Origin of the sequence: Rhodococcus sp. USK10 (assembly GCF_019378875.1) — a bacterium.
In the GTDB taxonomy this organism is placed as follows: domain Bacteria; phylum Actinomycetota; class Actinomycetes; order Mycobacteriales; family Mycobacteriaceae; genus Rhodococcus_F; species Rhodococcus_F pseudokoreensis.
Genome location: NZ_CP076048.1, coordinates 4351246 through 4374481, shown reverse-complemented (window position 1 = coordinate 4374481; position 23236 = coordinate 4351246). Strand labels below are relative to the sequence as shown.

Here is a 23236-nt window from a genome sequence, read left to right as displayed (position 1 = left end):
GCTACGAGGACGCGAGCCAGCTGTTGGTCTGCTGCTCGGCGATGGAGACGAGCCGGTCGCATCCGAGGTTGATGTCGACGAGATGGCTGTTGAACAAGGGTAATTCGTTCACCTGCTGGGCTGAGGGGTCGGTGACGCGGAACTGGTAGTCGTGGTAGCCGTTCACCTCGGTGCACCGGCCGACGGCGCGTTCGGCGCTGGTGGTCCATGTCGACGGCGACGTGGGTGCACCCTGCGGGAACGAGGTGTATCCCAGCAGCACCGAGATGATCCCGAACGCGTACGGGGCACTGGGGATGGTGATGCCCACGGGGTCGGGGTCTCCGCTCAGCACGGCGGGGTCGGTGCAGGCGACCTGATAGCCGGGCCCGCTGGGCAAACCCAACGCCGGTGAGAGGGCGTCGACGGAACTGTTGCCGAACAAGGACACGGTGGGATCTGCCACCGCGGTGGAATACGCGACGACACAGCCGGATTCACCCTGCCGAGTGCACACGGGAATGTTCTGGAAGTCGCCGCCGACAGTGCTGCCACGGGCGGTGAGGACGTTGCCGCCCATCAGGAATGCCCCCACGAGCTGCCGGCGGAGAGCGGGGTTCGGGTCGATCTGGTCGTGGATGAGTTTGCGCAGCATCATCGTGCCCTGCGAGTGGCCGATGAGGATGACGCCGCGCCCGTTGTTGTCGTGGGCGAGGTAGTCGTTCCAGGCGGCGAGGACGTCGCCGTAGCCGGTCTGGGCCAGGGGTGCGCCGGCGAGCCCGGCGGCGATGCCCGGAACGAACGTCATCTGCCGGTAGATCGGGGCGAAGATCCGGCACCGGCCCGCGAATCTCGCGGCCTGATAGCTGGCGATGGACTGCACCTCGGGCTGCGCCGTCAGGTCGGCGTTGAGGGCGAGCTGGTCACTGACGGTCGGGTAGACGTAGAAGCAGTCGACCGGCTTGTCCGCCTCGTCGCCCGGTTCGGGGGAACCCGTGACCTCCCCGGTGCCCAGGTCCGTGGTGTCCGAGGGGAGATCGCACGGATCGGCGCCGATGTGCGGGCTGCACAACCACTGCACCGGCGCCGACGGTGGGTCGGGTTGCGCAGTCGACGGTGCCGCGAAGCCCACCGCACCGACCCCGACCAGCACCGTCGCACTCGCCGCGCACGACAGCTTTCTCCATACCGACACGGGTACCGCCTCACGTGATCCAGGTAACACTTCGACAGGGCCGATTATGTATACCAGCCGGTAACGTCTAACTGAAGCCCCGAGTCAACTCGCGCGCCGCGGCCGCAGCCCGACGCGAGGGAAGCCGCATTCTCGGCAGTTTCCGCTTGGTGGATCCGCATATGCCGACATAGCATGTCCGTTATGACGCATGCGCGGACGATCTCCGGATGACGGGTATCCGGATACGACAGGCCGCGGAACTACTCGGCGTCAGCGACGACACGGTCCGGCGGTGGATCGACAACGGCAGTCTCGCGGCGGACAAGGACGAGTCGGGCCGCAAGGTGATCGACGGTCCCGCTCTCGCCGAGTTCGCGCGCGCCAACGCGTCGAAATCGCCCGACCTGCTCGGATCGGAATCCTCGGCGCGCAACCGATTCACCGGCATCGTCACCGCGGTCGTGATGGACAAGGTGATGGCCCAGGTCGAGATGCAGTGCGGGCCTTTCCGTGTCGTTTCCCTGATGAGCAGTGAAGCCGTCCGCGACCTCGGGCTCGAGCCCGGCAAGGTCGCGGTAGCCGTCGTCAAGTCGACCACGGTGATCGTCGAAACTCCTGGAGGAATTTCATGAAGATGTCCTGGCGCCGGGTCACGACGGGGGCTGCTGCGGCCGCACTCGGTCTGGGCCTTCTCACCGGTTGCGGTTCGAACGACGACAGCGGCACCTCGGGTTCGGCCGAGTCGACGTCCGCGGCCGCATCGGGCGGCGACATCACGGTGTTCGCCGCGGCGTCGCTGAAAAGCACGTTCACCGAACTCGGCGAGATGTTCGAGACCGCGAACCCCGGATCCCACGTGGAGTTCAGCTTCGCGGGTTCCTCCGACCTCGCCGCGCAACTCGACCAGGGCGCCACCGCCGACGTGTTCGCGTCCGCCGACACCAACAACATGACGAAGGTCGTCGACGCCGGACTCGTCCAGGGAACCCCGGTCAACTTCGCGACCAACACGCTGACCATCGTGACGGCACCCGGAAACCCCAAGGGCATCACGTCCTTCGCGGATCTGAACCGTGAGGGCACGCTGGTGGTCACGTGTGCCCCGCAGGTGCCGTGCGGTGCTGCAACACAGAAGGTCGAGACGGCCTCGGGTGTCGACCTCACCCCCGTCAGCGAGGAGTCGTCGGTCACCGACGTGCTGAACAAGGTGACGGCCGGTCAGGCGGACGCCGGACTCGTGTACGTCACCGACGCGGCAGGCGCGGGCGACAAGGTGACCGCCGTGCCCTTCCCGGAGGCCGCGCAGGCCGTGAACACCTATCCGATTGCCGCGCTGTCCGCTTCGAAGCAGCCGGAGGCGGCGCAGGGCTTCCTCGACCTCGTCACCGGACCCGAGGGCCAGGCGGTGCTGGCGAAGGCCGGATTCGCCCAGCCGTGATCCGAGCACCGCGCGTGAAGGTTCCGTCCGGGCTTCCGGGCTGGATCTTCGTGCCCGCAGCGGTGGGCGGCCTGTTCGTCGTCCTGCCGCTGTTCGCGATGCTGGCGAGTGTCGACTGGACGCGCTTCTTCGAACTGGTCACGTCGGAATCCTCACTCGCGGCGCTGGAACTGAGTCTGCGCACCGCCGCCGCAAGTACTGCCCTGTGCATCCTGCTGGGCATCCCGATGGCGGCGGTGCTGTCCCGCAGCAGCTTTCGAGGGCTGAACGTGCTGCGGTCGCTGGTGCTGCTGCCCCTGGTGCTCCCACCGGTGGTCGGGGGTATCGCCCTGCTTTACACGTTCGGCCGGAAGGGTCTGATCGGGCAGCACCTCGAGGTGGCGGGCATCCACATCGCGTTCACCACCACGGCCGTGGTGCTCGCACAGACCTTCGTCGCGCTGCCGTTTCTGGTGGTGAGCCTGGAAGGGTCGCTGCGGACGGCGGGCAGGCGGTACGAGCACGCCGCCGCCACGCTCGGTGCGAGTCCCACCACGGTCTTCCGGCGGGTGACGCTCCCCCTGGTGCTGCCCGGACTCGTGTCCGGTTCGGTGCTGGCGTTCGCGCGGGCGCTCGGCGAATTCGGGGCGACGTTGACGTTCGCGGGCAGTTTGCAGGGCGTCACACGGACCCTGCCGCTCGAGATCTACCTGCAGCGCGAGACGGACGCGGATGCGGCCGTGGCGTTGTCGCTGGTGCTCGTCGTGGTGGCGGTCGTCATCGTGGTGGGTTCGCGGGGCTGGGCGTCGAGGGCGGCGCTGTGACCGGCCTGAGCGTCGAGGCGAGGGTCGCGGCACGCGGCGTCGAGGTGCGATTCGACCTCGCCGAGGGTGAGGTGCTGGCCGTCCTCGGACCCAACGGCGCAGGCAAGTCGACGGCGCTGTCGGTGGTCGCCGGCCTGGTCCGCCCGGACGCCGGACGGGTCGAACTGAACGGCCGGGTGCTCACCGACACCGAGCGCGGCATCGCGGTGCCGCCGCACCGCCGCGGTATCGCTCTGCTCGCGCAGCAGGCACTGCTGTTTCCGCACCTGACTGTGGCTGCGAATGTGGCGTTCGCGCCGCGCAGTTCGGGCCGCGGCCGCCGGGAGTCGCGGGCGGTCGCCGAGAAGTGGCTGGACGCGGTCGATGCGACCCAGTTCGCCGACCGCCGTCCGCACGAGTTGTCCGGGGGGCAGGCGCAGCGGGTCGCGGTCGCCCGGGCGCTCGCCGCGGAACCGCAGGCGCTGCTGCTCGACGAACCCATGTCCGCCCTCGACGTGGCGGCGGCCCCCGCCCTGCGGGTGCTGCTCCGGCGGGTGCTGCGGGAGGGCGACCGGACCGCGGTCGTGGTCACCCACGACGTCCTCGACGCGCTGGCACTGGCCGACCGGGTGATCGTCGTCGAGGGCGGGCAGGTCGTCGAATCCGGTTCGGTGCGGGACGTGTTGACGCGCCCGCGCAGTGCGTTCGCCGCGCGGATCGCCGGACTCAACCTCGTTCCCGTGTTCGCGGCGCAGGACGGGTTCGAGACGGAGACCGGTGTTCGGATGCAGGGTCTGCTCGACGCCGACTTCGTCGGGGGCGCGCCGGCCGTCGCGGTGTTCGCACCGCATTCGGTGGCTGTGCACAGGCGGTCCCCGGAAGGCAGTCCGCGCAACGTCTTCCAGGTGACCATCTCGGAGATCGAGGTGCGCGGACCGACGGTCCGGGTGCGCGCCGCCGAAGCGGGAGGCCGGCTCGAACTGAGCGCCGACGTGACGGCGGCGTCCGTCGCGGAACTCGATCTGGTGCCGGGTCTGGACGTGTACTTCGTGGTCAAGGCCACCGAAGTTGCGCTCCATACCGTGCGTACTTGTTAACGTCGGGCGGTTGACAAGTACTCACGGGTGCAGGGACGCATGCATCAGGTAGACGTTGTAGCTGTCCCACTCCGAGATCGTGAAATACAGGTCCTCGTCCGTCGACCACGGGTGGATGAAGCCGCCGTACGCCTTCGGGTAGTCGGCCGTGTCGACGAGCGTCGCCGCGTCCGACCATGCACCCTGCGGGCTCGACGACTGCCGCAGGATGATCGAACCGCCGACCGGTTCGAGGTAGCTCATCTGCCACTTGTCCGAGGCCGCGTCGTAGCGCACCGACAACTCGCTGGCGACCCCGCCGACGATGGGGGTCGCCAGGTGCTGGGACACCGGCGTCCACGTACCGTCCGACCAGTACTGGTACGACGTGGTGTTGAGCACCTGGTCGACGGGCACCCGGGCCAGGCCGATGGTGCCGATCCGCCCGTTGGGGGTACCGAACATGTACACGTAGTCGCCGTGCGGCACCATCGCGGACACCTGGAACCGGGCACCGAAGATGTTGTCCCACTTGGCGTGCTGGTCCTTGGTCCAGGTCTGCCCGTTGTCGTCGGAGTAGGCGATGCCGCCGTAGTTGGTGTACCACATGCCGGGGACCATGCTCCAGCGCTTCACCGACATGTAGCTGAGGTACTGACGGTCGCCGATCGCGAACCCCGACGTGGGGATGGTGGTGGTCTCGAAGTTGTTGATGTGCCTGCTGTCGATGATCTCGGCGGCGTGGCACCGGCTGTCCTGGACCATGCTGTCGATGGTCATGCCGTCGGACAGGTCGGTGTCGGTGCTGTGGCCGAGAACGTTGCTCCGCCAGTCCTCGCCGAACGCACCCGGCGGGGCCCAGTCCTTGCCGAACGTGTCACCGAACGCGACCGCCACCTCGCCGGGCTTCGTCTCCCACGTGATTCCGAGGTCGGTGCCGTCCACCTGCCAGCGTTTGTCGGTCCGGTTCTCGGAACCCTGTCCCGTCAGCTGCGACACCAGCCGTACGTCGCCGACGCCCGGCTTCGCCATCGCCGCGGTGAGGGAACCGCGTACGGCCGGGTTGATCTCGACCGGCGGCGCCGGCTGCGGTTCGGGCCCCGGACCGCCGGGAACGGGAATCGGGATGGTCTCGGGCCGCGGATCGATCGAGATCTTCGGGATGGTCAGCGCACTCGAGCCGGACGAGCCCGAAGACCCGGACGAGCCCGACGACCCTGCCGAACCCGAAGAACCCGGAACGGTTTCCGGTTTTTCGGCTTCGTCGGTGAGGTCGGGGCACGGGTCCGCGCACGGATCGGCGGGTAGGTCCTGGGCGACGCGGGTCTGGTCGACGCGCGGTCCGGGGACGGGGACGGGCACGAAGTCGGGGTACGGGATCGGGATGCTCACGGTCGGCGGGATCGGGGGCAGCAGTGGCCCGCCAGGGCTCGGCGGCTCCTTCGCCGGGTTGAATCCGGTCTCGCCGCAGGCGTTCACCGGGAGCCACGGCAGGGTCTCGGCTGCCGCCGGGGCGGCGGTGAAACCGATCGTCGCGGCGACGACGGCGGCCACGCACAGGGGCACTCCGGACACAGACCAGGACTTGTCGACCACGGGACCCCTCCACATCGGTGGTCGGAGTGATGGTGGACCGACCTGCACGCGCGGGGTCGAAGATAACACCGGGGAACGGCATCCGCGGCGCACGCGCCCGGCCCGTCCGGTTGCGGTCCGGTCACGGTGCGGTTTCACCGTCGCAGCGGAATTCGCGGATGTTCGGTGGAACCGGATGCGGTCGCGCTGCGTCCAACCTTCATATGGATCCTCTCGAGTACTCGTTCGGAACCGGTGCCGATGCCCCGGTGGCGTGGACGTCGCCCGCCGATCTCGACCTCGGACCGTCCGGCGGTGTCGACGCGGTGCGCCTGGACTTCGACGGCGACGGACTTCTCGACGACGCGATGTGGGATTCGGACGGCGACGGGGTGGCCGATCGTTCGGTGCTCGACTACGACGCCGAGGACGAGGCCCGCTACTTCACCGATCCTTCCGGCGGCGGGACGTGGAACGCCGAGATTCCGCGCGAGCCACCGGTGATCGCGGCGGTGCACACGTGGCGCCCCGATCCGGTGGTCGGTACCGCCGGGACCATTGACGCCGGCACTGAAGCCGGGCAAGGTGGGTTGGGAAATCAAACTTACCGAGGGTTCGACGAGGAGAACACACGATGACCGATCTGACCCGCGAGGCGGCGAGCGCCTTCGTCGTCGCAGCCGGACTGGAACTCGACGAAGTGTCGGGAACGAAGGTGGTCGGCCACATCGACCTGTCCGCCGACCACCACACACCGTGGGGAGTCGTGCACGGCGGCGTCTACACGACGGCGGTCGAATCGGCCGCGAGCATCGGCGCGAGCACGGCCGTCGCCGACCGCGGTCAGTTCGCGGTGGGCGTGCACAACGGCACCGACTTCCTGCGGGCCCGCACCGAGGGACGGGTCGACGTGGTCGCGGTGCCCATTCAGCAGGGCCGCGTGCAGCAGTTGTGGTCGGTGGTGATCACGGCATCCGACACCGGCAAGGAGGTGGCTCGCGGTCAGGTCCGCCTGCAGAACGTGCCGATGCCAGGGTCGGAATAGCCCGGTTCTCAGGCAGGTTCGCGCCGGGTGTTGAACAGCACGCCGACCAGTCCGAGGCCGTAGACCGCCCCACCCGCCAGCACCAGTGCGAGTGATCGGCCGTCGGGGGCGATCACGAGGGACGCGGCGGCGATCGACCCGATGAACGCCACGTTGAACACGGTGTCCTGAAGTGCGAACACCTGCCCCCTGCGGTCGTCCTCGATCTCGATCTGCATCGCCGCGTCGCCGCTGAGTTTGATGGACTGCCCGGCGAATCCGAGCAGCAGCGCACCGCACAGCAGCGACGCCTGCGTGAGGGTCGCCACGAACGTGCACTGCACGACGAGCGCGAGGATCAGGCCGCCGACGATGGTGCGGGACCGTCCGATGCGCGGAATGAGGAACGGTGTCGAGATCGCGGCCAGCAGCATGCCCGTGGCGGTGGCGCCGAGCGCGACACCGAAACCGGCGAGGCCGCCTGGCAGGGCGCTGACGGTGGCGGTGTCGCGCAGCACCAGAACCATGATCAACGTGTTGACGCCGAACACGATCCGGTGCGTGCCGATCCCGATCATGGCGGTCGTGACGCCCGGCGAATGCCACACGGCGAGCGCCCCGTTGCGTAGTCCGGCGAATACGGCGCGGACCGCCCCGTATTCGGGTTTCTCGTCGGCGTGCGGACCGAGGAGTCGATGGTGGAAGCGCGACGCCGCGAACGCGGCCACCGCGGAACCGCAGGCGGCGGCCGCCACTGCGATTCCGGAGCCGCGGTCACCGGCGCCCACGAACGAGATGATGGCGACGGACGTCGCGGCCCCCAGCGCGGCGACGACGGAACCGGTGGTGGCGAGCACCGAATTGGTGGCCACGAGCCAGGACCGGTGCACCACGCGCGGCAACGCCGCCGAGACTCCCGCGAGAACGAACCGGCTCACACCGATGGCGGCGAGGGCGAGCACGAGGAGCGCGGATTCGCCGGTCCCGGTCTCCAGCAGCGCGGCGGTCACCAGAATCAGCAGTCCGCGCAGCACATTCGCCCACAGCAGCACGCTGCGGCGGTCCCAGCGATCCAGGAGTGCGCCCGCATACGGTCCGATCACCGAGTACGGCAGCAGCAGCACCGCGAAGCCGGCGGCGATCGCGACGGGATCCGTCTCCCGCTCGGGGTTGAACAGAATCGCGCCACCGAGTGCGGCCTGGAACATGCCGTCGCCGAGTTGGCTGGCGAATCGCACGGTGGCGAGACGGGCCAGTCCGGGCGACCGCCGGAGCGTGTACGCCGTTCTGCGCCACGCCTCGCGCCGGTCCCCGAGCTGTTTCGCCATTCACAGGACCCTATCCGGCGGCCGCGACCGACCTGTCCTGCCACCACCGGACGGTCTCCACGGCGGCCCGGTCGAGTGGCGTCGGGGTCAGTCCGAGGCGGGCCTCGCTCTCGGACGAGTCCATCACGAACGGCTCCTCGAACTGGTACAGCATCTCCGCGAGCTCGCGGGTCCCCTGGTGGACGAGCCCGCCGCCGCGGATCACCCAGCCGGGCAGCGTGCCCACCTTCGGGGCGGGAACCCCGGCGGCCTTCGCGTAGGCCTCGACCATCTGCCGCTGGGTGACGGCAGGTGCGGTCGGTGCGTGCAGCACCGAGTTCCACAGCGCCGGGTCGTGGGCCGCGGCGATCATCGCGGCCGCGAAGTCGTCGATGTACGTGAACGAGTGGGGCAGGTCGGCGGAACCGAGGACGCGCATCGTCTTGCCCGCGAGGACGACGGGCACCATGCGCTCGCCGGCGTGCGCGTTCAGCACCCGCGGTCCGAAGAAGTCGGACGCGACGACGCTCACGGTGGGCGTCGAGGACTCGGCCCGGGCCTTCAGCAACCGGGTCCGGATGCCGCGCTTACCGGAGTCGGCCGACCGCGGCGTGTGCTCGGTCATCGGCTGCCGAGACGCGTCGTAGGAGTAGAGGCTCTCGGGGAAAACGACGACCGCGCCGACGCGTCCGGCGGCCTCGAGGACCGTCTGCTCGGCGGCGGGGAGTTCGCGCTCCCAGGCGTCGGCGTTGTAGGCGGCGTGGATGCAGTGGTAGACGGCGGTCGCTCCGTCGAATGCCTCCTGCAGCGCGGCGGCGTCGGAGACGTCGACCTTCCGCCGCTCGATCAGGGGATGGTCCGGGCCGCTGCCCGAGCGGGTGAGGACCCGCACCCGTCGGCCCTGTTCGGCGAGCTGCCGGGCGACGGTCCAGCCGACGGGTCCTGCTCCGGTGACGATCTCGAGGTTCGACATTTCTGCTCCCGCTGAGTGAGTCGATTTCGGTGATTCGAGAGCACTGCTCTCTTCTATTCGAGAATGCTCCCTCCGGCCTGCAATGTCAAGAGCAGTGCTCTCGTTTGTTGACACTGCTCTCTGAAATTGCGACGCTGGACCCCATGTCAGGAACACCACGCGAGCGCGCCCGCGAGCAGACGTTGCAGGACATCACGAGGATCGGTCGCGAACAGTTGGCCTCGGTCGGGGGTGCGGCCCTGTCGCTGCGGGCCGTCGCGAGGGACCTCGGCGTGGTGTCGTCCGCCGTCTACCGGTACGTCAAGAGCCGCGACGAACTGCTGACGCTGCTCGTCGTCGACGGATACAACGAACTCGGCGACGCCGTGGAGGCGGCCGTGGTGTCGGCGGCTGGACCGCGGGAGCAGTTCCTGGCGCTCGGACGTGCGGTGCGGGAGTGGGCGCTACGCGAGCCTGCCCGCTACGGATTGCTGTTCGGCAGCCCGGTTCCCGGCTATCACGCGCCCGGGGAGCAGACCACCACTCCGGGAACTCGGGTGATCAACGCCCTCGTCGGGATCTTCGACAACGCATTCCGGGCGGGCAAGCTCGAGGCAGACGCGGCGGCGCCCATCGACGAGCGCCTCGCCGCCGACCTCGAACGCGTCCGCGCCGAACTCGGCCTCACCACACCCGACCATCTGCTCGCCCGCGGCGTGCTGGTGTGGTCGGCACTGTTCGGGGCCGTGAACTTCGAGGTGTTCGGGCAGTACGGCGCCGACACGTTCACCGCACCGGGCGCACTGTTCGAGCACCACCTCGCCGTTCTTGCCGAGACGGCGGGGCTGCCCGCGGCGTAAAGCGGCGAACCGGACGCAGGTCGCGTCCTCCGTCACATCGCGTTCGCCGCGGTGGGATGATGTTCAGGTGGCGCACGCAGAAGAACCCGAAGATCGAACGGCGTCGACGGAACCGGTGGTCCGGCCCGGCAGCCTGTTGGTCTCGTCCACAGATCTCGTCGAACCCGCTTTCCGTCGCACCGTGATCTATGTGATCGAGCACAACGAGGCCGGAAGTCTCGGTGTGGTCATCAACCGTCCCAGCGAAACCGCCGTCCACGACGTGCTGCCACAGTGGGCGCCGCTCACCGCGCGCCCGTCCGCGCTGTACGTCGGCGGTCCCGTCAAACGTGACGCCGCACTGTGCCTGGCGACGCTGCGTACCGGCGCGCAGGCCGACGGCGTCCCCGGCCTGCGCCGGGTCCACGGCCGCGTCGTGATGGTCGATCTCGACTCCGACCCCGAGGTCGTCGCCCCGCTGGTGGAGGGCATCCGGATCTTCGCCGGCTACTCGGGCTGGACGTACGGTCAGCTCGACTCCGAACTCCAGCGCGACGACTGGATCGTCATCTCGGCGCTCGCATCGGACGTCGTCGCCCCGGCCCGTGTCGACGTGTGGGCGCAGGTGCTGCGCAGGCAGCCGCTCCCCCTCGCCCTGCTCGCGACCCACCCGATCGACGTCGAGCGCAACTGAGCCGACACACCCCGCGCACGTCCCTGGGCTGTCGGGGACGGGTGGTATCAACAGAGGTGGGGAACGAGAAGTAAGGAGGACAGCACACGTGATCGACACCTGTCACGGAACATTGATCGTGCACACGCTCTACGGAGCCGAATGCACCGACGAGTCGTGCGTCGAGTTGTCCGAGGTCCGGCACGCACTGATCATCGACTGCGACGAATTCGGTGACTGCGCGTGCTCGGCGGTGTTCGCCGAAGAGCTGCGTCACGCCTCCTGAGAATCCACCTCGAGCGACACTCCTACCTCCGACAGTCGCCGGCTCAGCTTCGGGAGATGACTGCCCGGCCAGTACAGCTGCGCACAGTCCCGGCATCGGCTGAACTGTTCGTTGCGCGCGACCCCCGGCGGCGCCTCGGCGAGCGCGTCGTCGCGGGCAATCGGCGCGAGTAGCCCGTTACATCGCGCGCACCGCGTGAACGGCGTGATCCGCGACCGAAGGTCGAAGCGGTCCAACACTTCCCGCAGCTGCCGGCGTGGGTCGGTTTCGTGCAGGAACGCGCCGTGGGTGACCGCCGACCGTTTGAGCAGTCCCGTGTCCCGGGTGAGGACGATGCGGTGCTCGGCGAGGGAGATGTCCACCAGTTCGGTGTCGTCGAAGTCGTTGCGGTAGCGGGTGTCGAAGCCGAGCAGGCGGAGGTAGCGGGCGAGGCGGCCGAGGTGCACGTCGAGCACGAATGTCGGGTCCCGCAACGGTCGCGGGCGCAGTGTCGTCACCCCGGTCAGGTCGAAACGCTCGAACACGGGGTACACCGCGACGCGTTCGCCGCCGCGCAGCAGGTGCGCGAAATCGACGGACACCTCGTCGACGAGGATCAGATCCACCTCGGTGTGCGGGACGCCCAGCGCTTCGATGCGGTCCTTCACCGACGGGGTGCCGTCGAATCGGTGCTCGAAGGTGCGCTTGCGCTGCATCGGCGGCAGAAAGTCGTTCAGCTCCTCGTAGAAGCGGAACTCGCAGTGGCGAAGCGGTTCGGGCATCGGCGTTTCACGTCCTCAGGCCACAGTACTGGTCTCCTCTGCCCGGTCCCCACCCTTCGTGCGGACGCCCAGCACGGCGACGACGCCGCACAGGACGGCGCCGATGATCGCGAGTTCGAGGACGGCCACGTGCATGCCCTGGACGGTGATGGCGATGCCCGCGCAGATGGACGGCACCGCGAGACCGACGTAGCCGACGGTGAAGAACGCGGCGAGTGTCCCGCCCTGGGCGTCGGGGGCGTGCTCGGCGGCCGCGGCGCCCACCGCGCGCATCGCACCGGCGAACGAGAGTCCGTGTCCCACACCGACGACGACGGTGACGGCGCCCAGAAGGGCGAGGGACGGCGCGAAGTCGACGACGAGCAATCCGACCATGCCGACGCCCACGGCGCCGATGCCCAGGGTTCGGCAGAGCACGGTTCCGAGTCGGTTGGCGACGAGTTGCGCGGACACCGAGCACACCATGACCAGCGCGGCGGCACCGCCGGCGACCACCAGGTTGTTCACGTCGAGCAGGTCGATGATCCACGTCGGGACCACCGACTGGAACAGGCCGACGGCGCCCCACGCCAGCGCGACTCCGAGGGAGGACAGCCAGAACACCCGGCGCAGGGGTGCGGGGACGTTCGGCACCTGGAACAACTGGGTGGGGCGTGACGTACCGCCGGTGAGTGCGGGGAGCAGCAGCACCATGATCAGCGCGGGCAGGAGCGCCAGCGCGAACAGCACGTACGGCAAGACCAGGGCGTGTGGAAGGTACTGCGCGACGGCGCCGCCGAAGAGCGGGCCGAGCGCCGCGCCGAGGGCGGTGGTGAGGGTGGCGGCGAGACCGGCGCGGCGGAGGTTCCGGGCGGGTTCGTGCTCGATCAGGGCGGCGGACCCGGCGGCCGAGCAGGCGCCGACGGCGATCCCCTGGGAGATCCGGCCGAGGAACAGCCACAGGGTCGAGTCGGCGAAGGCGAGAAGGACGGCGCCCAAAAGGCTGAAGAAGATCGCGGCCAGCAACACGAAGCGGCGTCCGAGCGCGTCCGACAGCGGGCCGAAGAACAGCAGCGACGGAAGCAGACCGGCGACGTAGACGGCGAAGATCAGCGTCTGGACCAGCGGGGTGAAGCCGAATTCGTGGCGGTAGAGCGAGTACAGCGCCGTGGGCATGTTGGAGCCGAGGAGCAGGACGACGAGGAGATAGTTCAGGCCATGGAAGTGGCGGCCGGTGGGGCGGGCGGTGGCGGTCGGGAGGGCGTCGGCGGGAGCGGTTGACGGGACGTGTGGGGTCGCCTCCTCGGGCTGTCCGGATGCGTGAAGCTGTACAAATACATGGGACGTCCTACGTAGTTTAGACGGGCCGGTCGGGACGAGCGAGCCGGCGAGGTGTGAGGATGAGTACATGACGGTGGTTCGGCGCGAGTCCGCGTATCAGCAGTCCCTGGACTGGATGCGCGGCAGGATCGCCGAGGGCGACTGGACGGTGGGCGAGCGCATCCCCACCGAACCCGAGCTGATGACGCTGCTCGGAGTCGGGCGCAACACCGTGCGCGAGGCCATCAAGACCCTGACGTCCACGGGCATCCTCGAGATCCGGCGGGGGTCGGGGACGTTCGTTCGGGCGCGCACCGACATCGGCGGGCTGCTCGGGCGGCAGGTCGCAGTCGCGAAGATGCTGAACGTCTTCGAGGTCCGGCGAGCTCTCGAGACGGAGGCCGTCCGGCTGGCGTGCAAGCGCCGCACCGACGACGATCTGCGGTCGCTGTCCGCGCTACTCGACGAACGGCAGCGCACGGCCGACGAGGCGTCCCGATTCGCGGAAGCCGACCTCGCCTTCCACCTCGGGGTGGTGGAGGCCGCGCACAATCCGGTGCTGTCCGACCTGTTCGCCGGGATCCTCGAACCCACCCGCGCCACCTACGACTTCACCGAGGGCGTCCATCCGCCGTCGCTGACCACCGACGACCACCACGCCGTCGTCGACGCGATCGCCGCCCGCGACGAGGACGCCGCCGTCCGAGCCGCACTCGGCTACCTCGACCGCGTGCTCGACGCGGTGCACCAGGCCTCCCGCCCGTGAGCGGTTAGCGAGTCCCTGCACTCGTTAACCACTCACGGGCGGCGAAGCCGCAGCTCGGCGTACGCGTTGAGTGCACCGGCCATCTCCTCGGCCCGTGCGCTGGTGACGGTCAGGCGGTCGCCGCACGCGGTCGTGACGATCACGGCGGGGCCGGTCCTCGTCACGACGCCGTAGTTGCGCCTGCCCTTCACCTTGAGTCCCCAGCCGCCGAAGTCGTCGAACGGCTTGATCACGTCGACGCGGGCGCCCTCGATCTCCTCGATCCCGTACTGCAGCGCGGTCATGCCCATGTTCACCACCCGGATGCCGGACCGGTCGACGACCACCCGGAACCGGAGCAGGCTCACGATCAGCAGCCCCACCGGAACGAACACCGCGAGCGGCCACCATCCGCCGACGAGCAGGCAGACCGCGACCGCGGGCGCGACCCCGAGAATCAGGAGCAACACCAGCGACCCGACCGTGCCGAACCCGACCGTGTCCGCGACGGTCGCAGGGTCGTCGGCGCGGGGCAACCGCGGGTCGGGAGGATCGGTCGCGGCGACTCGGGGCCGGTAGTCGCGGAGCAGGGCGGCGCCGATCAGACCGACGACGGCGCCGATCACGACCCCGAGGCCGAGCGACCACAGCGGGAGTTCGGTGTCCGCGGGGTCGGTGACGTCGAGTTGGACGTAGAGCAGCACCACCTGCACCGTGAGGATCAGGCCGACCACGGACAGTCCGACGACGAGCATGGTGCGGCGCATCATCAGCATCGCCTGGGCGAGGGCGGCGATCGCGGCGCATCCGCCACCGAACAGGACCGTCACCAGGGCGAACGTCCAGGCGCTGGACATTGGGCTGGAGAAGCCGTCCGGCGAGGTGGTTGTCCAGTGCGTCGCGATCTGCGCCGGGAGCCGCGGTTCCCAGACCTTCGTGAGGATCACCCCGGACAGCGCCGCGATCACCGGGAGCAGTAGACCGAAGACTGCGCCTGCGGGGTCGACGACGCGCGAGGACTTCACCGGACGGGCCGTCGCCTGCCGATCAGGACGGCTGGCAGGCGCCCTTCAGGGAGCACGCACCGCAGGAACTGCCGCATCCACCGGTGTCGGCGGCGGGCACCGCCGCGGCGGCGCGGGCACCGAGCGATCCGCCCGTCGCCGCGGTGAGAGCGGCAGCCACGACGCTGACGAGGACGGCGCCGATTCCGAAGACTCCGCCGATCAGGATTCCGGCGATTCCGCCGATGACGAGGAGCCCGGCCGCGGCGAGCAGGGTGGGCCCTGCGACCTTGTTGGCCAGCGCAAACGTCTGATCGTCGCGCATCGTCTCGGGGGTGCGGACACCCGCCCACCGGTTGCGCGGGAGGCGCTCGGCGAGGCCTGCAACGGCGACACCGGAGACGGCGACGGCGAGCACGAACAGCACGACGGAGGCAATCAACACGTGACCAGGATACGGCGGACCCGGATGCGCAGGTGAGCCCGGGTGGGGTGAGGCTCTACCCTGGTTGTCGGTAACCCCTGATCCAGAATGTCAGCCAAGTAGATAGCGACCACAGTGACCGAGCACGTGCAGCCCGCCAACCCGACCGACGCGACCCCGCAGCACCGCTACACCGCGGAGCTCGCCGGCCAGATCGAGCAGCGCTGGCAGGACCGGTGGAGCGAGGAGGGCACGTTCGACGCGCCCAACCCGGTCGGCCCCCTCGCCGGCGACGTGCCCGCGGACAAGTTGTTCGTGCAGGACATGTTCCCGTACCCGTCGGGGACGGGTCTCCACGTGGGCCACCCGCTCGGCTACATCGCCACCGACGTGTTCGCCCGCTATCACCGCATGCAGGGCCACAACGTGCTGCACACCCTCGGCTACGACGCGTTCGGTCTGCCTGCCGAGCAGTACGCGGTGCAGACGGGCACGCACCCGAGGACCACCACCGAGGCCAACATCGGCAACATGAAGCGTCAGCTGCGCCGCCTCGGGCTCGGCCACGACGAGCGCCGCACGTTCGCCACCACGGACGTCGACTTCTACCACTGGACGCAGTGGATCTTCCTGCAGATCCACGACGCGTGGTTCGACAAGGAGGCCGGCAAGGCCCGCCGCATCTCCGAGCTCGAGGCCGAGTTCGTGTCGGGTGCGCGCGCCCTGGAAGACGGACGGGACTGGGCGTCGCTGCCCGTGACCGAGAAGGAAGCGGTCCTCGACTCCTACCGCCTCGTGTACCACTCCGATTCGATGGTCAACTGGTGCCCCGGTCTGGGCACGGTGCTGGCCAACGAGGAGGTCACCGCCGACGGCCGCAGCGACCGCGGCAACTTCCCCGTGTTCCGTAAGCACCTGCAGCAGTGGATGATGCGCATCACCGCGTACTCGGACCGTCTGGTGGACGACTTGGAGTACCTGGACTGGCCGGAGAAGGTCAAGACCATGCAGCGCAACTGGATCGGGCGCTCGCACGGTGCGCAGGTGAAGTTCGCCGTGACGGTCGAGCGGAGCGAGGGTGGATCCACTGCCCACGACGTCGAGGTGTTCACGACCCGCCCCGACACGCTGTTCGGTGCGACGTACGTGACGTTGGCGCCGGAGCACGAACTGGTCGACGAGATCGTCGCGGCCGCGTGGCCCGAGGGTGTGGATTCGCGCTGGACCGGCGGTGCGGCAACGCCCGCCGAAGCGGTTGCGGCGTACCGGAAGTCGATCGCGGCCAAGTCGGACCTCGAGCGGCAGGAATACAAGGAGAAGACGGGCGTCTTCCTCGGCACGTACGCGGTGAACCCCGTGAATGGGCACAAGCTGCCGGTGTTCATCGCCGACTACGTCCTCACCGGCTACGGCACGGGCGCCATCATGGCCGTCCCGGGTCACGACCACCGCGACTACGAGTTCGCCACCGAGTTCGGTCTCGACATCGTCGAGGTGATCTCCGGCGGCGACCTCTCCAAGGACGCGTACACCGGCGACGGCACGATCGTGAACTCCGACTTCCTGAACGGCATGTCCGTCGCCGACGCGAAGAAGGCCATCACCGAACGGCTCGAGGCAGACGGCACCGGCAAGGGCACCATCCAGTACAAGCTGCGCGACTGGCTGTTCGCGCGGCAGCGGTACTGGGGCGAGCCGTTCCCGATCGTGTACGACGCCGAAGGAAACGCGCACGCCCTGCCGGACTCGGCTCTGCCCGTGGAGCTCCCGGAGGTCGAGGACTACGCACCCGTGTCGTTCGATCCCGACGACGCGTCCTCGGAGCCCTCTCCCCCGCTGGCGAAGGCCGTCGACTGGGTCAACGTCGAACTCGACCTCGGCGACGGACTGCAGACGTACCGCCGCGACACCAACGTGATGCCGCAGTGGGCGGGCAGCTCGTGGTACCAGCTGCGCTACATCGACCCCACCAACCCGGACGTGTTCTGCGACAAGGAGAACGAGCGGTACTGGACGGGTCCGCGGCCGGAGATCCACGGGCCCAACGACCCCGGCGGCGTCGACCTGTACGTCGGTGGTGTCGAGCACGCGGTGCTACACCTGCTGTACTCGCGGTTCTGGCACAAGGTGCTGTTCGACCTCGGGTACGTCAGCTCGAGCGAGCCGTACCGCCGCCTGTACAACCAGGGTTACATCCAGGCCTACGCGTACACCGATGCGCGCGGCGTGTACGTGCCCGCCGACGAGGTGGAGGAGAAGGACGGCAAGTTCTTCCACCAGGGCACCGAGGTCAACCGCGAATACGGAAAGATGGGCAAGAGCCTCAAGAACTCCGTGTCGCCGGACGACATCTGCGAGGAGTACGGCGCCGACACGCTGCGCGTGTACGAGATGTCGATGGGGCCGCTGGACACGTCCCGCCCGTGGGCGACCAAGGACGTCGTCGGTGCGCAGCGTTTCCTGCAGCGTGCCTGGCGTGTGGTGGTCGACGAGGAGTCCGGCGCCGTGCGCGTCACCGGCGACGCCCCCACCGAGGACACCCTGCGCGCGCTGAACAAGGCGATCGCCGGTGTCAGCGAGGACTACACCGCACTGCGCGACAACACGGCCGCGGCCAAGCTGATCGAGTACACCAACCACCTCACCAAGGCGTACCCGGCCGGTGCCCCCCGCTCGGCGGTGGAACCGCTGGTGCTCATGCTCGCACCGCTGGCCCCGCACCTCGCGGAGGAACTGTGGTCGCGGCTCGGCCACGAGAAGTCGCTGGCGCACGGACCCTTCCCGGTCGCCGAGGAGAAGTGGCTCGTCGAAGACACCGTCGAGTACCCGATCCAGGTCAACGGCAAGGTCCGCAGCCGCGTGACCGTAGCCGCCGACGCGCCGCGTGAGGAGATCGAGAAGATCGCGCTCGCCGACGACAAGATCGTCGCACTGCTCGACGGCAAGGATCCGCGCAAGGTCATCGTCGTGCCCGGGAAGATGGTCAACATCGTCCTCTGACGCCCCTGCGGAGTTATTCGGCCCGCCGTGCCTCCTTCGCGGCGCGTGCGGCGGTAGCGAACTCCGCCATGGTGGGGAATTCGAGAGCGTAGGTGTACTCGTCGGAGGGTTCGGGAGTCGCGCCCCAGCCCGGTCGGTCGTGGCGGCGGTTGATCCACACCGAGGGCAGACCGTGGCGCTTGGCGGGCACGTGGTCGTGAAAGAGGCTCTGCGCCACATGCAGAAGACGCTCGCGGGGAACCGCGAGTTCCTCGAGCGCGCCGTCGAGAGCCTCGAAGTGGTTCGGCGCAGGCTTGTAGGCCTTGACGTCCTCCGCGGTGATGATCTTGTCGAACTCGACTCCCAGACGGGCGTTGCTGCCGGCGAAGCCCGCACGGTGGACGTTGGACAGGATGATCAGCTTGTAGTCCATCGCCAGGGAGGCAAGCGCTTCGGCGGAGTCGGGAAACGCCGGCCAGTCAGGGACCGATGCGCCGAGCCTGGCTGCCCATTCGTCGCTGACGTTCTTGCCGAGCGTCTCCCCCGTGCGGCGGAAGGCGTCGGCGAGGATCGCCGAGTACAGCGCGTCGGGGGTGTCGCGTTCGGCCCGGGCCTCGTTGTCCGCGTACGCGAGGAGCAGCTCCTCGTCGGTCAACGAAAGCCCGACTTCCTTCGCCCAGGGCGCGAGAACCGCGGCGATGCCGGCTTCCCAGTCGATCAGGGTGCCGTAGCAGTCGAAGCTCAGGGCGTCGTAATCGGCCAGATTCATGGTGTTCTCCTCGAGGTGTCGTCGCAGTGCCCTGACCAGGCGACTAACGCAGTATTACTGTTATACAGTACAACAAGGACTGCGGGAGGGTAGACGGTATAGCAGATATACTGCGTGGCGGAGGAGGGCGCTATGAGTCCAGTGCTGCAAACCCAGACCACCCGCGACGCGCTGGTGGCGGAGATCCGTGCCCAGATCCTCGGGGGTGCCCTCGCGCCCGGGACCCCGCTCACCGAGACGGGCCTTGCCGCCATGTTCGACGTCGCGCGCCCCACGGTGCGGTCGGCGCTGCAGGTGCTGACGAGCCGTCACCTCGCCCAGCAGTCCCAGGGTCGGTCGCTGATCGTTCCGGTTCTCGATCACGAGGACGTCCGCGATCTGTATTTCGTGCGGATTCCACTCGAGCTCGAAAGCGTCCGGGTCATCGTCGAGAACGGCATCCCCCTCGGCGAGGCGGAGCGGCAGCTCGAGAAGATGGAACAGATGCCGGCCGACGCCAGTTGGGCGGACCGAGTCGAAGTCCACTCGGCATTCCACGTCGCCATCATCGACGCCGTCGGCAGCAACCGCCTGAGTCGAATCTATTCGACACTGCAAGACGAAATGCAGTTGTGCCTGGCGCAGATCCAGAAGTCGTACCCGAATCCCCGAGATCTCGCGACGGAGCATCGAAAACTCCTGGACGAGTTACGATCCGCCGACCTCGATCGTGCGCAGGGTGAGATGCGCAGACACCTCGAGCGGGCGGTGGAGAACTACGAGAGCACCTGATCGCGTCCCGTTGGCGTGACGGCGATTCCGTAGGTCCGGATGGCGCGGTAGAGGGTGGTGCGGCTGATTTCCAGCTGTTGAGCGGCGGCCTTCTTGTTTCCGCCGGAGTCCTCGAGCGCCTTGACGATGGTGTCGCGCTCGGCCTGCTCAAATGCGGTGAGCTGGCGGGTCATCCGGCCGCGCCACTGCTCGGGGAGGTCGCCGACCGTGATGTCGCCCGCACTGCGGGTGTCGCTGGCAGTCTTCACTGCGGTGTGCAGTTCGCGGAGGTTTCCGGGCCATTGCTGACCGGCGAGCGCTTCGAGTGCGGCCGGGGTGAACCGCACCCGGGAGGCCGCGCCGAGGTCGTCGAGCATCCTGTTCACCAACGCCGGGATGTCGGGGCGACGGTGCCGCAGCGCCGCGAGTTCGATTCGCTCGGTGCAATGCGCGACCAGCGTCGCGTGCTCCGGTCGCAGATTCTCGACCGGTGCACCGGTGAGGATGACCCGGGCGCGCGCCGTGCGGAGGTCGTCGGCTGTGCGCCGGGCCAGGGCGGCCGGGAGCAGATCCACGGCTTCGATTACGACACAACCAGGTTCGGCGAGGCCGCGCCACACCTGTTCCGCCCACGTCCGTTCGCCCGTCTCGACGACCTCGGCGGCGTCGAACCAGGTGCTCGGCTCGCCGTCGTGCGGCCGGTACCCGCCTCACCGGTGACCAGGACGGACCCGGTCGCCGCAGCGGGGCCGGGCGGCAGCACCATCGATCGCCTCGTGAGCTCCTCGTCGAACGTGAACAGAGCGACGCCGCTTCCCGCGATCCGGAGCACCGATGCCGACAAGCACTGTCCCGTCGACAGACGGATGTTGCAGTTCGCCTCACGACCCATCGGCGCCTCGACCGCCAAGGCACGCAGCAGCGCGTGATCCGCCGGTTCGAGGATCTGCACCGCCGCGGTGTTCGCGAGCAGGATGTCGTCGCCGATGGCGATCACGGGGCGGGTGCGGGCACGGGCCGTCGCGCCCTGAAAGCTGCGGAAGATCCGTTGTTCCGCCTGACGCGATTCCTCGAGAAGCCGCTCCCCGATCTGCCGTGCCGAACGAATCACGAACGGCGCCACCAGGGGGCTGTCGTCCTCGCCGACGGCCGCGTACTGCGCACCGGCGGCCAGACGGTCAAGAACGTCGCGGGCCTCGACCTGACCCAGCTGTTCATCGGATCCGAAGGTGCGCTGGGCATCATCACCTCCGCGACGTTGCGGCTCCGCCCCACTCCCGCCGCCACGGCGACGTTCGTGGCGACCTTCCCCACCCTCGAGACCGGGGGTCGGGCGTTGAACGCGATCTTCGCCAGTGGTGTCACCCCGAGCATGATCGAATTGATGGACAACGCCACGATCAACGCGGTCGAGGACTACCGGCGGATGGACCTCGACCGCGAGGCGGCGCTGCTCCTGATCGGCCAGGCCGACGGAACCGACGCCCTCGCCCAGGTCGAACGGATGGCTGCATGTTGCGACGAGGCGGGCGCCGAACTGTCTGTTGCCACAGCCGATCCCGCCGAGTCTGACATGTTCCTGCAAGCGCGCCGGCTTGCCGGGTGGGCCACCATGGAGCAGTTCCCCACCGTCGTCGAGGATGTCGGTGTGCCACGCACCCGGCTCGCCGAACTCGTCACGACCATCGCGGAGATCTCCCGCGACACCGGAGTCCGCATCGCGACAGTCGGGCACGCCGGCGACGGCAACCTGCACCCGATGCTGCTGTTGCCCGACCTCGGTGAGGACGCCCGCCGCCGGGCGATGGAGACCGCCGACCGCATCTGCGCCGCAGCCATTGCACTGGGGGGAACCATCACCGGCGAGCACGGAGTCGGGGAACTCAAACGGGAATGGCTCACCCACCAACTCGACGACATCTCACTCGACGTGCAGGCCCGCATCAAACGGGCCCTCGACCCGGCCCTGCTGCTCAATCCCGGTCGCGGATTTTGATCCCGAGGACGACGGCGCCCTGCCCGGTGACGTCGAGGGTCATCGCACAGCTTCCCGGTCGCTGGGGTCGGTGGCCGAAACGGCCGGTGTCGTGTTCGTGTCGTCTCTTCGCCGCGGTACGAGAGCGGTCAGTGCCGCGCCGACGACGGCCGGGGCGGCGAAGGCCAGTAACTGCCAGGTGCTGCCCGCGCCGATGGTGACGAAGAAGCCGCCGTACGTCGGTCCGATGATGGCCCCGATGCGTCCGATTCCGAGTGCCATTCCGTTGCCGGTGGTCCGGCATGCGGCGGGGTAGTGACCGCCGATGAACGTGTTGAGCAGGATCTGGGTTCCGGTGGTGCCGACGCCGGCGAGCAGCACCAGCAGGTAGACGACGGCGGTGGGCGGGCCGGTGGCGATGAGGATCAGTGAGACTGCGGCGCAGAGGAATCCGAGTGCGGTGACGGGTTTGATTCCGTACCGGTCGGCGAGTGCGGCGCCGCCGAGGGCTCCGACTGCGCCGCCGACGTTCAGGGTCAGCAGGAAGGAGAGCGCGGCCCCGAGCGGGTATCCGGCCGACTTCATCAGGGCGGGCAGCCACGTCGCGACACCGAAGAGCACCAGCAGACACACCAGGGTCATGCCCCAGAACAGCAGTGTCGCGGTCGTCCGCTCGCTGCCGAACAGCGCACGCAGTCGGCGTTCGGGGTTCGCACCGGTCGAGGTGGCGGGCTCGGGTTCGAGCCCGTACCGTGCGGCGATCGCCGTGGCCGCGGTGGTGCGGCCGCGGGCGGTCAGGTAAGCGGGCGATTCGGGGAGATACCGGAGCATCAGGGGCAGGAACAGCAGTGCCGGAACCAGCCCGGCCACGAACATCGCCCGGAAACCGAACGTGGGCACGAGCCACAGGGACAGCACACCGGCCAGAATTCCGCCGATGCTGGTGCCGACGAATCCTGTTGCGACCGACCGTGCCCGGGTTCGAGTGTGGGAGAATTCGATCAGGGTGGCGGCGGCGGTCGGCATGAGGACGCCGGCACCGATGCCCACCGCCATCCGGCCGACCCCGAATACCGCGGGGGTGGGTGCGAGTGCGCAGATACCCATCGCGGCGGAGAACACCAGGACCGCAGCGAGGAGGGTGCGGCGGCGGCCCCAGCGGTCGGCGACGCCGGCGGCGACCAGCGCGCCGATCAGCATTCCCACGCCGGTGAGGGAGCCGAGCATGCCGACGTCGGTGGCGTCGAGTTGCCAGGGCGCGTAGGCGAGGAGGGAGGGAACGACGGTGCCGTACATCAGCAGGTCGTACCCTTCGAGGACCAGTGCCATCAGGCAGAGCCCGATGACGGGGGCGGTGGTGGGGCGGGCAGTCATGTGTACTCCGCTCGACCGGGCGCCCGACGACCGCGGCGCGGTATCGGG

The 23236-nt window shown here is 68.9% G+C and carries 24 protein-coding genes and 1 pseudogene; 13 read left to right on the top strand and 12 right to left on the bottom strand.

What is annotated here, in order from left to right:
• Nucleotide 1 precedes the first annotated feature (1 nt).
• A complete protein-coding gene (locus I1A62_RS27095; protein ID WP_257890550.1) occupies nt 2-1174 on the bottom strand; it encodes a DUF3089 domain-containing protein in 1173 nt (390 codons plus the stop codon).
• Nucleotides 1175-1383: 209 nt separating this feature from the next.
• Between I1A62_RS27095 and I1A62_RS27090 the strand changes: the two genes are divergently transcribed.
• Genes I1A62_RS27090 through I1A62_RS27075 form a run of 4 tightly spaced genes read left to right on the top strand, consistent with a single transcriptional unit; the run spans nt 1384 to nt 4473 of the window.
• Nucleotides 1384-1788 carry a molybdopterin-binding protein gene (locus I1A62_RS27090; protein ID WP_072942706.1) on the top strand — a complete coding sequence of 135 codons (405 nt, stop codon included), beginning with the start codon at nt 1384-1386 and terminating at the stop codon, nt 1786-1788.
• Nucleotides 1785-2594, top strand: a complete 810-nt coding sequence (modA, locus tag I1A62_RS27085; RefSeq protein ID WP_219455385.1) for a molybdate ABC transporter substrate-binding protein — start codon at nt 1785-1787, stop codon at nt 2592-2594. Before I1A62_RS27090 ends, modA begins: the two co-directional genes overlap by 4 nt.
• Entirely contained in the window at nt 2591-3397 is an 807-nt protein-coding gene (locus I1A62_RS27080) for an ABC transporter permease (RefSeq protein ID WP_219455384.1), read from the top strand. The genes modA and I1A62_RS27080 overlap by 4 nt, the downstream gene beginning before the upstream one ends.
• Nucleotides 3394-4473 (top strand): sulfate/molybdate ABC transporter ATP-binding protein, encoded by a 1080-nt coding sequence (locus I1A62_RS27075; protein WP_219455382.1) that lies wholly within the window; start codon nt 3394-3396, stop codon nt 4471-4473. Before I1A62_RS27080 ends, I1A62_RS27075 begins: the two co-directional genes overlap by 4 nt.
• 21 nt (nt 4474-4494) lie before the next feature.
• Here the strand turns inward: I1A62_RS27075 and I1A62_RS27070 are convergent, their stop codons facing one another.
• Nucleotides 4495-6027 (bottom strand): DUF4185 domain-containing protein, encoded by a 1533-nt coding sequence (locus I1A62_RS27070; RefSeq protein ID WP_219461468.1) that lies wholly within the window; start codon nt 6025-6027, stop codon nt 4495-4497.
• A 224-nt stretch (nt 6028-6251) separates the two neighbouring features.
• Between I1A62_RS27070 and I1A62_RS47290 the strand changes: the two genes are divergently transcribed.
• On the top strand, nt 6252-6665 hold the full coding sequence (locus I1A62_RS47290) for a hypothetical protein (RefSeq protein ID WP_219455380.1): 414 nt from the start codon (nt 6252-6254) through the stop codon (nt 6663-6665).
• On the top strand, nt 6662-7072 hold the full coding sequence (locus tag I1A62_RS27060) for a PaaI family thioesterase (protein ID WP_072942698.1): 411 nt from the start codon (nt 6662-6664) through the stop codon (nt 7070-7072). The genes I1A62_RS47290 and I1A62_RS27060 overlap by 4 nt, the downstream gene beginning before the upstream one ends.
• An 8-nt stretch (nt 7073-7080) precedes the next feature.
• Here the strand turns inward: I1A62_RS27060 and I1A62_RS27055 are convergent, their stop codons facing one another.
• Complete coding sequence (locus I1A62_RS27055) at nt 7081-8379, bottom strand: MFS transporter (RefSeq protein ID WP_219455379.1); 1299 nt, start codon at nt 8377-8379, stop codon at nt 7081-7083.
• Nucleotides 8380-8389: 10 nt separating this feature from the next.
• Nucleotides 8390-9331 (bottom strand): NAD-dependent epimerase/dehydratase family protein, encoded by a 942-nt coding sequence (locus I1A62_RS27050; protein ID WP_219455377.1) that lies wholly within the window; start codon nt 9329-9331, stop codon nt 8390-8392.
• Between the two features lie 143 nt (nt 9332-9474).
• On the opposite strand from I1A62_RS27050, the gene I1A62_RS27045 reads away from it, so the two are divergent.
• The 3 genes from I1A62_RS27045 (at nt 9475) to I1A62_RS27035 (ending at nt 11108) form a co-directional block, all read left to right on the top strand.
• Entirely contained in the window at nt 9475-10170 is a 696-nt protein-coding gene (locus I1A62_RS27045) for a TetR/AcrR family transcriptional regulator (RefSeq protein WP_124392382.1), read from the top strand.
• 67 nt (nt 10171-10237) lie between these two features.
• Entirely contained in the window at nt 10238-10843 is a 606-nt protein-coding gene (locus I1A62_RS27040; RefSeq protein WP_087554905.1) for a YqgE/AlgH family protein, read from the top strand.
• 88 nt (nt 10844-10931) lie between these two features.
• Nucleotides 10932-11108 (top strand): hypothetical protein, encoded by a 177-nt coding sequence (locus I1A62_RS27035; RefSeq protein ID WP_192581867.1) that lies wholly within the window; start codon nt 10932-10934, stop codon nt 11106-11108.
• Here I1A62_RS27035 and I1A62_RS27030 read toward each other — a convergent pair.
• Both I1A62_RS27030 and I1A62_RS27025 read right to left on the bottom strand, forming a co-directional pair.
• The gene (locus I1A62_RS27030; RefSeq protein ID WP_219455376.1) at nt 11096-11869 is read right to left on the bottom strand and encodes a Mut7-C ubiquitin/RNAse domain-containing protein; all 774 of its coding nucleotides are present in this window, start codon (nt 11867-11869) and stop codon (nt 11096-11098) included. The genes I1A62_RS27035 and I1A62_RS27030 overlap by 13 nt on opposite strands.
• A gap of 15 nt (nt 11870-11884) precedes the next feature.
• A pseudogene (locus I1A62_RS27025) lies at nt 11885-13188 on the bottom strand (MFS transporter).
• 68 nt (nt 13189-13256) lie between these two features.
• Between I1A62_RS27025 and I1A62_RS27020 the strand changes: the two are divergent.
• Nucleotides 13257-13934 carry a FadR/GntR family transcriptional regulator gene (locus I1A62_RS27020; RefSeq protein WP_219455374.1) on the top strand — a complete coding sequence of 226 codons (678 nt, stop codon included), beginning with the start codon at nt 13257-13259 and terminating at the stop codon, nt 13932-13934.
• Nucleotides 13935-13966: 32 nt separating this feature from the next.
• On the opposite strand, the gene I1A62_RS27015 is transcribed toward I1A62_RS27020, so the two are convergent.
• The gene (locus I1A62_RS27015; protein ID WP_219455372.1) at nt 13967-14938 is read right to left on the bottom strand and encodes a DUF1648 domain-containing protein; all 972 of its coding nucleotides are present in this window, start codon (nt 14936-14938) and stop codon (nt 13967-13969) included.
• Between the two features lie 22 nt (nt 14939-14960).
• Nucleotides 14961-15362: an SdpI family protein gene (locus tag I1A62_RS27010; RefSeq protein ID WP_005249154.1), complete on the bottom strand. Its 402-nt coding sequence runs from the start codon at nt 15360-15362 to the stop codon at nt 14961-14963.
• A 114-nt stretch (nt 15363-15476) separates the two neighbouring features.
• Here I1A62_RS27010 and leuS point away from each other — a divergent pair, with 114 nt between their 5' ends.
• The gene (leuS, locus tag I1A62_RS27005) at nt 15477-18341 is read left to right on the top strand and encodes a leucine--tRNA ligase (RefSeq protein ID WP_219455370.1); all 2865 of its coding nucleotides are present in this window, start codon (nt 15477-15479) and stop codon (nt 18339-18341) included.
• Nucleotides 18342-18354: 13 nt separating this feature from the next.
• Here leuS and I1A62_RS27000 read toward each other — a convergent pair whose 3' ends face one another.
• Entirely contained in the window at nt 18355-19089 is a 735-nt protein-coding gene (locus I1A62_RS27000) for a haloacid dehalogenase type II (protein ID WP_219455368.1), read from the bottom strand.
• 132 nt (nt 19090-19221) lie between these two features.
• Here I1A62_RS27000 and I1A62_RS26995 point away from each other — a divergent pair, with 132 nt between their 5' ends.
• Nucleotides 19222-19860: a GntR family transcriptional regulator gene (locus I1A62_RS26995; protein ID WP_219455366.1), complete on the top strand. Its 639-nt coding sequence runs from the start codon at nt 19222-19224 to the stop codon at nt 19858-19860.
• Here I1A62_RS26995 and I1A62_RS26990 read toward each other — a convergent pair.
• The gene (locus tag I1A62_RS26990) at nt 19845-20414 is read right to left on the bottom strand and encodes a helix-turn-helix domain-containing protein (RefSeq protein ID WP_219455365.1); all 570 of its coding nucleotides are present in this window, start codon (nt 20412-20414) and stop codon (nt 19845-19847) included. The two genes, I1A62_RS26995 and I1A62_RS26990, sit on opposite strands and share 16 nt — an antisense overlap.
• 8 nt (nt 20415-20422) lie before the next feature.
• Nucleotides 20423-20950, bottom strand: coding sequence for a hypothetical protein (locus tag I1A62_RS26985; RefSeq protein ID WP_219455364.1), 528 nt, complete (start codon nt 20948-20950; stop codon nt 20423-20425).
• Between I1A62_RS26985 and I1A62_RS26980 the strand changes: the two genes are divergently transcribed.
• Nucleotides 20888-21835 carry an FAD-binding oxidoreductase gene (locus I1A62_RS26980; RefSeq protein ID WP_257890549.1) on the top strand — a complete coding sequence of 316 codons (948 nt, stop codon included), beginning with the start codon at nt 20888-20890 and terminating at the stop codon, nt 21833-21835. The two genes, I1A62_RS26985 and I1A62_RS26980, sit on opposite strands and share 63 nt — an antisense overlap.
• Before the next feature lie 39 nt (nt 21836-21874).
• Here the strand turns inward: I1A62_RS26980 and I1A62_RS26975 are convergent, their stop codons facing one another.
• A complete protein-coding gene (locus I1A62_RS26975; RefSeq protein WP_219455362.1) occupies nt 21875-23188 on the bottom strand; it encodes an MFS transporter in 1314 nt (437 codons plus the stop codon).
• Between the last annotated feature and the right edge of the window lie 48 nt (nt 23189-23236).